Source organism: Nocardiopsis sp. NPDC055879 (genome assembly GCF_053615935.1).
In genome coordinates, this window is sequence record NZ_JBSHCT010000004.1 from 14,961 (window position 1) to 27,251 (window position 12,291).

Genomic DNA, 12,291 nt, shown 5'->3' on the forward strand with positions numbered 1-12,291 from the left:
CGGGAAACGCCACAATGCGTACAAGATCCGGATGCGAGCCTGGCCGGACGCGGAATAGGCGCTGCGGGTGGTGGTCGTGCCCACCACCCCCTCGCCGGCACAGCCGGGTTGGAAAGGGTCTATCTTCTCGGGCATGGATCATCAGGGAGACTTTCGTCGGGTAGCGCTTGAGTCGGGCATCCCGGACGACGAGATCGACAGGTTCAGCCGGCACCTTCATTTGGCGATCGGGTTGGTCAGGTGTGGCGAGGGTTCCCCGGTCGGGCACATCGGTGGGGCGCCCCGGCTGCCGGTGGGCATGGAGTGGCCGTCCGCCGGGGACATTCCGTTACCGATGCTCCTCTCCGTCGATTGTGGGGCGCTGCCGAGGATCGACGGCTTCGACCTGCCGGCGGACGGGACGCTGCTCTTCTTCGTTCACAAAGAGATGGACTGCGACGAATCGCGGGCCGATCCGGGACAGTACGCACGAGTCGTGTACGTGCCGGACGGCACCGAAACCGCGGTCGCGGAACCCCCCGACGCAGCGTGTGTCGGCGAGCGGATCGACGTCCGCGCCGAACTCAGAGCCGATCTACCCCTTTGGCTGGAGGAGGGCGACGAGGACGAGGACTGGCACGAGTTCTGGGAGGATCTCGAATGGGACGACATGTCATCCTTCCAGCAGCGGTTGGCCCGGTACATGGAGCGTGAACTGCCGCACCTGGACGAACTTCGGTCTCTGGCCTACGGCCTCTGGTCGTCCGACGCCTACCTCGTCATCGGTGGGTACGCCGATGACGAGGCGACGGTCGGCAGCATCATGGCGAAGACCCTCGCCAATGGAGAGTGGTTTTCCTATCTCGACGAGGACGCGTTCCGGCTGGCGAGCGAATGGATACCGCTCGCCCAGGAAGGGCGGGTCTACGCGGAGTACTACACGAAATTCATGATCCGCCACGACGACCTGGCCGCCGCTCGGTGGGACAAGGCACTGACCGCGACCATTTTCAATGCCCCGTGACCAGGTTCGACGCACCTCTACCCGGATGGCCGGCGAAGGCTGTTCGCGAAGGCCGTGTTCCGTGCCGGGTTCGATGAGCAATGACCGGTCCGCCTCCGGCCGGGGTGGTAGATGTTCACACGACGCCCCCATGGCCGCGACCACATGATCGATGTGCTCGGTATCGGTGGACTCCACGGTCGGCCGCGGCCCCGCCATCGACAGGTCGATACTCATGTCACCTTCCAGAACCTCGGTATCCGTGGCGCTGAAGAGAAGACTCGATCCTGTTGAGAGCGCCGGTTCCAGACTCTCCGGTGGCTCCAGGGCTTCGCCGGTGACGGGTACGGACGAACACGGACGCTTGCGAGCATCACCTCATCGGCGTGGGGGAGGACCGGATCATGACTTCACCGCGAACCCCTCACCCGGAATGGGCGAGGGCCCTGCACCGGGCACGTGTGGAAGCAGGATGGGACGTGCACCGCCTGGCCGTGGAGATGGTGCGCGCCGCCAGAACCGAGGCCACGGCCACCACCGAGTCCCTGGCACGACGCATCCGAGAGTGGGAAGCAGGGCGGAACGCCATTCGCGAGCGCTACCGACCGCTGTTGGCCCGTGTCTTTCACCTGGGTCCGGAGATATTCGCCGAACGGCCCGTGGGTGGTACCGACACCACACGGGTGCGGTCGGTCACCAAGGGGCTCATCGCTCTCGACGAGCTGACCGGGGGCACGGACCTGTTGCCCATGGCGGTGCGCAACGCGCGTTCGTCCCATCAGGCCGCCCTGGTCGGTGATGACAAGGAGATGGCGTCGGCGGCCGCGGAGGCCTTACAGGTCGCGGGATGGCTGGCCTTCGACGCCGATGACCACCTGTTGGCCAGACGGTTGACCAGTGCTTCGGTCCTGACCTCCCGCGCGGGCGGTGACCGCTTCGCGGAACTGTTCGCCTTGGCGCAGCTGGCCATGCAGGATGCTCACGAGTATCGCCCCGATCAGGCGCGCACCGTGTGTGAGCACGTCTTGAAACAGGACGTGTCGCCTCGGATCCGTGGGTTGTTCGAGCTGAGGCTGGCACGGGCCCAAGGCCAGGAGGGGACACCCGTCCGGGCCAGGGAGACCTTGAACCGGGCGCGTGCACGGTTGCGGGGAGAGGACCGGGACCGTGATCCGCCGTGGACGTGGTGGATCACCGACGCGGAGCTCTCCTGGCATGAAGCCATGATCCACGTCGACAACGAGGACTGGGGCGCTGCCGTGGAACTGTTCGAGAGCGCACTTGGGGGCCGTCCACCCGGCTACGAACGGGGCGTGCTCAACGACGCCGCGCACCTGGCGCACGCCCTGACCCGGGTGGGAGCCTGGCCGGACGCGGAACAGGTACTGCGGGTGGCGGTCGTGCCCGCGGTGGGGCGGGTGCGTTCGGGCAGGGCGCACGCGCTGTTGCTTCGAACGGGTGCTGAGGTGAGCGCAGACTCGGGACCACTCGCGCTTCGGGAACTTCTCGCCCAGGCCACGACGTAGAGGTTTTCGGTGGTGGAGAAACGGCTGGTGGCGAGGGGGTGATGTTCTGCTTGGTGGTGCGGGCGGAACCCCCCGGTGAGGGCAGGGGATGGGTGAGGGTGGCTCCCGATGGGGGCTCGTTGGAGAGGGCGGGGTCCGCAGGGAGTGGAGTGGGGCGGGCGATCCCCGGTGGGAAAGAGGCACGGAGCGGGGTGGCCGACAGGGTTGTTCCTGTCGGCCACCCCGGGGTGTGTGTCGGTGTCGGGCCGGGTCAGGACTGAGGGGCTCGGGCGGTGGTGAGGAAGGCGTCCCACTCGGAGGAGGAGAAGGGGAGGAGGTCGACGAGGTGCAGTTCACCCTGAACAAGGCCGGGGTGCGCGCCGCCAAACTCGGCAAGGAGGGTCCGCCGTCCGGGTTCGAACAGGCGGTGCACGTGGGCACCCTGCACCGGTTCAAGGGGCTGGAATACCAGCACGTGGCCATCGCGGGGGTGAGCGAGGGGCTGGTGCCCCGCGCCGACCTGGAACGGCTGCGCGAGAGCGACCCGGCCCGGTACCGGCAGGAGGTGCAAAAGGCGCGGTCCACGCTGTTCGTGGCGGCCACCCGTGCGCGGGACTCCCTGGTGGTGTCCTGGCACGCCGACCCGAGCCCGCTGCTCCCCGAGAGGGCGGTGCGCGGGCCAGAGCCCCACGACGAGACCACGGCCGACGTCGTGGAGGGCGGTGGGTTCGAGGACGGCGGCCTCTTCAGGCCGCCAGGGGCGCTGCTGTAGGGAGTCCTTCGTAGAGGTCGATCCACGCCCCGGGCCGTGGGGCCTGGATCGGCCTTCCACTGAATGGCCGGGGATCGGGCTCTCCCGGCGCGGGTGCCGAAGTCGCGGAGTTCCTCCTGCTCGGAAGACCTCGTGCGTGTGCCGGACCAAGGCATCGGGCGGGGGAGGGCCCCTAACCTCGGGAACGGTCGCCTCCCGGCCCTTCAACGCGCGGTACTCCTCGGTGTCGGGAAAGTCCGCCCCCCGATTCGGAGAGGCCGACGGACGACCCGGGTCGAAGAGCCCGCGTGTGTCCGAGCGGAGTAGCGGGCCGCTGCCGAGACGGTGCGGCCACTTGCGGCCACCGGGTGGGCGCGCGGCCTCCAGCGCCGGGTGGAGGCCCGGTGGATCGATGGCACATCGGTCGTCGTGGGCGTCCGGCGACGCGAGCTTGAGCGCGCCCCGCCCTCATCGACGACAAGAGGGGGGCGGCCCCACCGGACGGCGGTCCCCGATGTTCCCAGGCCGGCGCCACGGCGTTCTCCTCCTCGGCGAGGATCTCCGAGGGCGGGCGGCGCGGGGCACGTTCGAGGGTGGGCCCGAGGTGGTCGACGAGCTCGTGTTCGGTTCCTGGCGTGGACCCGGTAAACCGTCCGGATCGAAAATGTTGTTTTGGGGTATTTGTGGCTGGAGATGATCCCGGTTCACGTCAAATCTCGCCGAAAGAGTGTGACCACATACGGCCAATCGCAGGTTCAGGCCCCCGGATCTGTGTCGGATATGAAATCGTGTCCACCGAACCGGTCACTATTATGCTCGTCCAGGCCGTCAGCATCCACCGGCTCAAGCCATGGCCAGGACGTACAACCTGAAGGACCGGTATCGGGGATGGCTGCTATCGGGGGACAAGCGCATCGCAAATCATGACAACAGCATGTAGGACCGACATAAAGGTTTACTCGTACTGTCCGGGCGCTCTGCTCCGATGCCCGCCTTGGCCAGGGGTAATGGACCAGGGTCCTGTCTTAGGGGAGGAGGAGGCTCTGGGGCGCCAGGGGATGAATTTAATCTGTTGACGCCGCAAGAAGCCTCATATAACGTCAGGCCGAGCATTCGGCGAGGGGGATCGAGCACGACATCATGGATGTGCTATTGGCGTTCCGTGATTTCGGGATCATCGTATGAACTCTGAGCCATCCGTGTCGAAACATTCAGAGTGTCTCGATATTCAGTGATGCTCGAAATAAGCATCAGAATGTCAGTTCGCACTCTGATGAATCTCTATTGGGTAGAGGCAGTAAAGGCGCAGCCATGGTAGCCGATCGATTCGATGTCACCAGCACCGAGCCCGCACAACGGAGCAAGGCAGAGGCCTTCGCTCGACTCCACGGCGAGGACGGACCCTTCGTCATCCCCAACCCCTGGGATGCCGGAACCGCAAGGATCCTGCAAGTCTTGGGGTTCGATGCCCTGGCCACCACCAGTGGCGGTCTCGCGGCGGTCCTCGGCAAATCCGACCGTAATACCGAGGTGACTCGCGACGACACCCTCGCCAACGCGACGCAGATCGCCGCGGCGACGCCGCTGCCGGTCTCGGTCGATCTGGAAGACGGCTTCGGCCCGACCCCGCGGGACGTCGCCGAAACCATCACGCTCACCGCGTCGACCGGTGCGGTAGGAGGCTCCATCGAAGACTTCACAGGTCGTAGAGAAGACCCTGTTCGGCCATTCGATGAGTCCGTCGAACGTGTCGCGGCAGCGGTCGAAGCCGCTCGCGGACTCGAATTCCCTTTCATGGTCACCGCGCGTGCCGAGAATTTCCTCTATGGACGGAATGACCTCGACGACACCGTCGCAAGGCTGCGGGCCTTCGCCGAAGTCGGCGCCGATGTCGTCTACGCCCCGGCCCTGCCCGACGCCGAATCCATCCGACGCGTGTGCGAGGCCGTCGATCGACCCGTCAACGTCCTTCTCGGGGCGGGCCAGGGGTTGACCGTATCCGAACTGTTCGACCTCGGTGTCCGACGCGTCTCGCTCGGATCCTCGCTTTCACGCGTCGCGCTGGGCGCGTTCAAACGCGCGGCCACCGAACTCCTGGAACACGGCACCCACGAGTTCAATCATGACGCGCTCACGATGGCCGACATGCGTGAATTAATGGGCAAATAGGAGATAAGGGGATAATGGCGTACCTGAGTTCCCCCCAGTATGTCTTGGGGGAGATCACCGAGCCCTACGACGCCATCAAGGGCTGGCGCGAGCGCGTCGAAGACCTCCAGATGACACCGGCCCCCGAGATCTGGGGCTGGGGCCGGATCCGTCGTACCGAACACGAGATCTCCGACCTGGCTGTGGCCTCCGGTCGCGCCACGATCGAACGCGCCGGAATCGAAGCCGACGAAATCGACGAGCTCTACCTCTGTTCGACCGCGTTCCCGACCTCGCTCGAATCCCAGGCCGACCTCGTGGCCCGAGTCGTGCGTGGTCTGGGTCTGCGTCGGGCCTCCGTCACCGGTATCGGTCTCACTCGATGCGCGAACCTGCTGATGGCACTGCGCGCGGCTTGCGCCGCCGTGGACTCCGGCCAGGCCCGGACCGCCCTCGTCATCACCACGGACCGGATCGAGTACGAACCCCACCGGATCGAAGACTTCGCGCTGTTCTCCGATGGCGCTGCGAGTTGCGTCGTCACCGCCGACGAGCCCGGCGATGGTTTTCGCTTCGGTGCCGCAGCCGCCGCCCAGGACTTCACCGCGGCCGAACCGTCGAGGCGGATCTCGGCCGACCTCGCCGCCGAGGTCAACGAACGCCTGCGTCGTGCCACCGGCGTCGAACCGGGTGACGTCGACCGCCTCCTCCACAACAACCTCTACCTCCCGATCGTGTCCCTGAAGGAGTTGCAGGCGGGCTTCGCCCCGGAACAGCTGTACCTCGACAACGTCACCCGATTCGGACACTGCTTCGCCGCTGATCCGCTCATCAACCTGACCGACCTCGACGAGGCCGGCGAACTCCGCGACGGTGGGGCCTACCTCCTCGCGTCCAGCGTGCCTGGAATACGGACGGCTCTCCTCCTGCATCGCCACGTCTGAGACCACACACCGAGGTAGACACTCACCGGAGCGAACCATGCGCAACACCGGACACCAGAACGAGCCGCGTCTCGACACGACCACCTCCCTGCCGATCCGCCCCCACCACTTCTCCCCGCAGACCTGCGACGCCGTCGACGCGGTGCTCGCCCAACAGCCCCGCGTCTGGCTTCGGCGATTGCTCGGCGACGCCGAGTCCCAGCAGACGAGGCTCCTCGCCCTGCGTGTCGCCGACACCGTGCTCGACGCCGCCTCGGACGAAGCCGAAGCCGACCCGGTCGAGCTGATCCTCCGCCGTCGCGAGGCGATCCGGGAGCGTATGGAGGCGTATAGGGGCGGACCGGCGTGGGATCGGCTCGTGCGCCAACGAGCCCCGCTCGCGCTGAGCGCCGGCTGCTGGCTCGACATGATCTCGCAACCCGCCACGGAACCCGCCGTCATCGTCAACCGTCTCGGTGCTCACCAATTCGCCCTCAAAGGCGAAGGCGTCGTCACCGACTCGCTCGAAGCGGTGCGCCGCCGTGCCCTGGAGGCCGCCGGGATCCACTTGCCGCCCCTACGCGCCACCGATTTCGCCGGCCACTGTGAGACCCGACCGCTCACCGCGGTCCACGCCGCCTTCTACGCGGCCCTGTCCCTGGTCTCGGCCAGCCGGCTCCCCGAGGTCATCGGGGTCCACTGCGCGTACTTCCTCCTCGGTATGGACGAGCGCCTACTCGGCGGGACGGCCATCGCCGAATCGGATCTGCTCGCCGTCCTGGAGCAGTACCGGGGCCTGTGCGAGGGTTCGCCCACCGGGGCGCAGGACTGGAACCGCCTCCGCCGTGCCGTCACCACCGTCCTCGCCCTCGAAGACGAGTACCTCCGCATGGCCGACGAGTTCGCTTCCTGGATCGAGGGGTTGTCCATCGACGACAAGGTCGCCGCGATCATCTCCCGTCACATGCCCTTCGCCGGTAAGCAGCACAAACAGGTCAAGGTCGGCGGCAGGCTTCTGACCGACTGGTTCGCCGATCCCGATCGAGCCGACCTCGCCGCGTTCCTCGACGCGCTCGGCTCCTCTCGCCAGGTGCGGACCCGCGCCGACGGCACCGTCCGGTTCATGGAAGCCATCAAGTTCGGCGGACCGATGTTCGGGATCTTCGACGCCGAGGAGGCCGCGACGTTCTCCGAATGGATCGACGCCGTCAACGCCGGCGAGCGCGGCGAGACCACCCTGTCGCCGAACGAGGCCGGCGACGCCGCCGCCCGGCGCTGGCGTGACCGCGTCGCCGCCGGGCCCACACCTGCTCGCGTCGTGTTCGAGCCCTCGGGTGCGATCGACGACCGGGAGCTGTTCCACCGTCTCGTCAACACCGAGTACTTCCCGAATGTGCTTCCCCACGCTCGCGAGCGGGTGGAGCAGGGCCTGTCCGAGGCCGAGACCTTGTTCGAGCATGGAGCGGACGGCCGCTTCACCGACGCTTCATGGTTCGAGTACAGCCCCGAGGCGCTCCTGGAACGCGCCGAGGCCATCTACTGGCGCAAACTCGTCGAGCCATACCGCAGGCTCGAAGAGGTCCCTGGCCGTGACGAGGTCGTCTTCGGACAAAAACTCACCGCTTTCGGCAGCATGGTCGACGGCGCCTGGGTCCATCGGATCGGCGGCCTCGGCCGCTATGACCGTCGCGCGGACGGCATGCTGATGGGCATCTACGCGGACGAGATGGGCCGTGGTGACGTCGCCAAGAATCACATCACCCTCATTCGCCGTGTCCTGGAGAGCATGGACATCCACCTCCCACATATCCGCAGTGAGGAGTTCAAGGATCAGGTCGAGCTTCCCGACATCTACGCCTTCCCGATCCACCAGTTGAGCCTGGCGCTGTTCCCCGACTCCCTCTACGACGAGATCGTCGGCTACAACCTCGGGATCGAGATGCTGGGGCTCGGCGAGATGCGTCTCCACGAGATCCAGAAGCTGCGCCGTTGGGGTTTCGACACCGTTTACGAGGAAGCGCACCTGACCATCGACAACTTCTCCTCAGGGCATGCCCGGCAGTCGGTCGACCTGATCAACATTCATCTCGACGACGTCGCTCGCAACAGCGGTGAGGAAGAGGTGCGGCGGAGGTGGCGGCGGGTGTGGCGCGGCTACGCCTCGTTCGCCTACTACCTCGAAGTCGACCTGGTGAACCGCCTCAAGAGCGCACCCGCGCCGTCCACCGAACTCGTCATCTGAGGAGAAGCGCCGTGACCGCCGTCTTCGACCACGACCTTCTGCGCACGCCGTTGTTCGAGGCCCGTCATCGCGACCTCGCCGACCACCTCGACCACTGGTGCGCCGCGCGCGACGACCAGGGCGAGACCTCCGTGCCCGCCGACCGGTGCCGCGCACTGCTCCGCGAAATCGGTGGTGCCGGCTGGCTGCGTCACCTTGACGCCGATGCTCCTACGTCCGACCTCCGATCCGTCTGCGTCAGAAGGCAGGTCCTGGCCTTCCACGAAGACCTCCTCGACTTCGTGTATTCGATTCAAGAGCTCAGCGCCGCCGCGATCATCCGCTATGGGACCGACGAACAGCGCCGACACCACCTGCCGGGCCTCGCGGCCGGAACGAGTGTCGGAGCGCTGGCCCTCTCCGAACCCGGCGCCGGATCCGACCTCGCCGCCGTCGCGCTCGAAGCGAGACCGGACGGCGACGGCTTCGTCCTCGACGGCGTCAAGACCTGGATCGCGCAGGGCGACATCGCCGACGTGCACGTCGTCCTCGCGCGCACGGGCGAGGGGCCCGGACCCCTCGGCCTCACCGCTCTGCTGGTTCCCGGCGACACCCCCGGGCTCAAGGCGTCTGCGATCGGAGCGATCGCGCCCCGCTCCTGGGCCGAACTCTCCTTCACCGGATGCCGTGTCGGTCCTGACGCCGTGCTCGGCGAACGCGGGCACGGCTATGTGGTCGCCCTCGACGTCCTTGAACGGGCCCGTATGACCGTCGCCGCCGCCGCGGTCGGCTTCGCCGGGCGGGCCTTGCGCCTGGCGGTCGAACATGCCCGCTCCCGAAAGGCCTACCGTGGCCGCCTCGCCGATCTCCAGCTCGTCAAGTCTTCGCTCGCGGAGATGCGCATCAAGCTTTTGGCGGCCTCGTCGCTCACCACCCGAGCCGCCTGGGCCGCCGACAACGGCGAGGACTACGCCGAGGCCTCCTCCGTCGCCAAGGTCCACGCCACCGAGGCCGCTGGTGAGATCGTCGACGCCGCCGTTCAGATCTTCGGCGCGTCAGGACTCGTCGCCGACAGTTCGATCGAACGTCTCTACCGCCAGGTCCGATCCCTACGCATCTACGAAGGTCCATCCGAAGTACTCCGGATGGGTATCGCCGAATCACTGTGACCGACCATGACCGACCAGGAGCCCAAGTGACCACACCGCTCAACGCGGTCCGAAGCGACGACCCGTACCCGTACTACGCCGCACTCACCGCCAAGCGTCCATTCGCGTTCGACGATGAGATCGATTCCTGGGTCGCCGCCGACGCCGAAGCGGTCCAGGCCGCTTTCAACGCCTCCGAGCTCGGAGTACGCGCGAGCGGCGATGAGGTACCCGCGGCGATCACCGACACACCCGCGGGTGAGGTCTTCGGCCAACTGGTCCGGATGCGGGACGACGAGGCCGCCGCCGAACTCAAGACCGCCATCACCACCGTGCTGACCGGGGTCACGCCCGAGGCGATCGCCGAGGCCACTCGCCGCCGTGCCCGCGAAGCGCTTGAGGACGGCATCGACTATCGCGCACTCGCCTTCGGTGTCCCGGTCGCCGCGGTCGGTTCCTTGTGCGGCATCCCCGAGAACGACCTTCGCCGGGCGGTCGAGTTGACCGCCGCGTTCGTTCGCTGCGTGCCCGCCTCCGCGGGCACGGAGGACTACGCCGCCGCGAACGAGGCCGCCGCCCGACTCCAGCCGCTCCTCGCCGCCGCGGCCGAACGCGACGGCCTGGCCGCCCGCCTGGTCGAGACCGTCGCCACCGGCCACGTCCCGAGGCGACCCGCGCTCGCGAACGCGGTCGGACTCCTGTCCCAGACCTACGACGCGACCGCCGGCCTCGTCGGCAACACCCTCCTCGGGCTCGGCCGGCACGAACGCGGCGAGGACTTGCGAGCCTTCGTCGACGAGATCGCGCGCCACGACGCCCCGATCCAGAACACTCGTCGCTTCGCCCACCGACCATGGACTCACGGCGGGCAATCCGTGGCGGCGGGACAGAAGGTGCTGCTGCTCCTCGCCGCCGCCAACCGTGACCCGGACGTCAACCCCGAGCCCGATGTCTTCGATCCCGCACGCCGGCACCCGGTCTCGTTCACCTTCGGTTCCGGTCGACACGGCTGTCCCGGACGCGCCGTCGCCATCGAGATCGCCGTCGCCATCGTCGCCGAGGCCGAAGCGGCCGGATGGACCCCGCGCGACCTACCAGGGCGGAACCACTACCTGCCCTCCCCGAACGCCCGAATTCCGGTGCTCGAAGGGGGGACCTCGTGACCGGCCCTCACCCACGGCCCTGTGCCCCGACCCGCCCGAGTGAGCGCCGCTCAGCGCTCGTCCCCGTCGGGTCCGGTGCGCCATCGAGGACCCGCTCTGGACCTGTCACGCCACCGATCAGGGAGAACAGCCATGAAACCCGATAACGACCTGCCCCAGGCGTTCATCCTCACCGGAGCGTTCTGGGTGATCTGCCGCAGCCCGCTCTACCTGACCGAACTCGCCGGCCGCGGCTTGAAGATCCTCGTCATCACGCCCGAAGGCTTCCGTGATCGAGCCGAGGCCGTCCGCCGCCAGGACAACGGACCCGCCGCACTCATCGAAGACGTGGCCTATGTGGCCGGCTCGCTCGACAAGGAGGCTTCCTTCAACCCCGGTGTCATGGCCGCCGTCACCGCCTGGTGCTCGCGCTACAGCATCAAAGGTGTCTACGCGGTCGGCGAGACCCTCGTCGAGCCGACCGGGATCGTCGCCGACGCACTCGGCCTGCCCTTCCCCGGTATGAGGGCCACCCGCGTGTGCCGCAACAAGTACCTCCAGCGCTGCTATCTCCATCGGCACAGCCCGGCCTCGCTCATCGTCCCACCTTCCGAACGCGAGGCGATCGACCCTGGAACACTTGAGTTCCCAGTGGTGCTCAAGCCGGCCACCCGCCACTCTTCCTCCGGTGTCGTCTCCGCCGACGGCCCCGTCGACGTCGCCCGTGAGCTCGTCGAATACCCCGACCACGAGACCGTCCTCATCGAGCAGAAGATCACCGGTCCCGAGTACTCGGTCGAGACCCTCAGTCAGCAGGGACGGCGCGTTTTCGCGTCGGTCACCGCCAAGACCACCACCGATACCCACAGCAACGCCTTCGTGGAGTTGTCCCACACCGTAGGCGGCGATGATCCCGCCGATAGCGCCCTCCTGCGGGTCAACGCCGAGATACTCGACCGGCTCGGCTTCGAGGACGGCATCACGCACTCCGAATGGCGGCTCGACCAGAGCGGAACCCCGCACCTGATGGAGATCGCCGCTCGTACACCGGGTGATGGTCTGCTCGCCCTCTACGAGCTCGCCACCGGTCTCCCGCTCGAAGAGCAGATCATTCGTGTCACCCTCGCAGAGCGCGCCGAATACCCCAGGCCCGTCCGAGTCGCCCGCCAGGTATACCTTCGACATCCACTCGGCGTCCTTGAGGACGTCAGGCTCGACTGGCCCGACGTCGCCGCGTCGTGGGTGGGCGAGACCGACATGTGGCCCCGTATCGAGCCGGGAAAACCCGATGACGCACCGAGCCTGCGTGCCGTCATGGTCTGCAAGGAGAAGGGCACACAGCTCAAGCCCTTGCGATCCTCCGATGACCGCGCCGTCACCTTCTACATCGACGCACCGGACACCGAACAGCTCGACGAAATCGAGGCCCGTGTTCGCTCCGCCATCGACATCGTCGTGTCCTAGGAGCGCT

General features: G+C 67.3%; 9 protein-coding genes. All 9 read left to right on the forward strand.

Annotated elements, in window-relative coordinates:
- Positions 1 to 76 precede the first annotated feature (76 nt).
- The 9 genes from ACWGKS_RS05595 (at position 77) to ACWGKS_RS05635 (ending at position 12,284) form a co-directional block, all read left to right on the forward strand.
- Complete coding sequence (locus ACWGKS_RS05595) at positions 77 to 1,003, forward strand: DUF1963 domain-containing protein (RefSeq protein WP_358506553.1); 927 nt, start codon at positions 77 to 79, stop codon at positions 1,001 to 1,003.
- Between the two features lie 383 nt (positions 1,004 to 1,386).
- Positions 1,387 to 2,508, forward strand: coding sequence for a DNA-binding protein (locus ACWGKS_RS05600; protein ID WP_358506556.1), 1,122 nt, complete (start codon positions 1,387 to 1,389; stop codon positions 2,506 to 2,508).
- Positions 2,509 to 2,833: 325 nt separating this feature from the next.
- Positions 2,834 to 3,259, forward strand: a complete 426-nt coding sequence (locus tag ACWGKS_RS05605) for a 3'-5' exonuclease (RefSeq protein WP_358506559.1) — start codon at positions 2,834 to 2,836, stop codon at positions 3,257 to 3,259.
- A 1,290-nt stretch (positions 3,260 to 4,549) separates the two neighbouring features.
- Positions 4,550 to 5,407 (forward strand): isocitrate lyase/PEP mutase family protein, encoded by an 858-nt coding sequence (locus tag ACWGKS_RS05610; RefSeq protein WP_358506562.1) that lies wholly within the window; start codon positions 4,550 to 4,552, stop codon positions 5,405 to 5,407.
- A gap of 14 nt (positions 5,408 to 5,421) precedes the next feature.
- Positions 5,422 to 6,330, forward strand: coding sequence for a 3-oxoacyl-[acyl-carrier-protein] synthase III C-terminal domain-containing protein (locus tag ACWGKS_RS05615; protein WP_452521868.1), 909 nt, complete (start codon positions 5,422 to 5,424; stop codon positions 6,328 to 6,330).
- A gap of 37 nt (positions 6,331 to 6,367) precedes the next feature.
- Positions 6,368 to 8,551, forward strand: coding sequence for an iron-containing redox enzyme family protein (locus ACWGKS_RS05620; RefSeq protein ID WP_358513369.1), 2,184 nt, complete (start codon positions 6,368 to 6,370; stop codon positions 8,549 to 8,551).
- Between the two features lie 11 nt (positions 8,552 to 8,562).
- Positions 8,563 to 9,699: an acyl-CoA dehydrogenase family protein gene (locus ACWGKS_RS05625; protein WP_358513371.1), complete on the forward strand. Its 1,137-nt coding sequence runs from the start codon at positions 8,563 to 8,565 to the stop codon at positions 9,697 to 9,699.
- Positions 9,700 to 9,725: 26 nt separating this feature from the next.
- Entirely contained in the window at positions 9,726 to 10,841 is a 1,116-nt protein-coding gene (locus tag ACWGKS_RS05630; protein WP_358513373.1) for a cytochrome P450, read from the forward strand.
- A 132-nt stretch (positions 10,842 to 10,973) separates the two neighbouring features.
- The gene (locus ACWGKS_RS05635; protein WP_358513375.1) at positions 10,974 to 12,284 is read left to right on the forward strand and encodes an ATP-grasp domain-containing protein; all 1,311 of its coding nucleotides are present in this window, start codon (positions 10,974 to 10,976) and stop codon (positions 12,282 to 12,284) included.
- Positions 12,285 to 12,291: the final 7 nt, after the last annotated feature.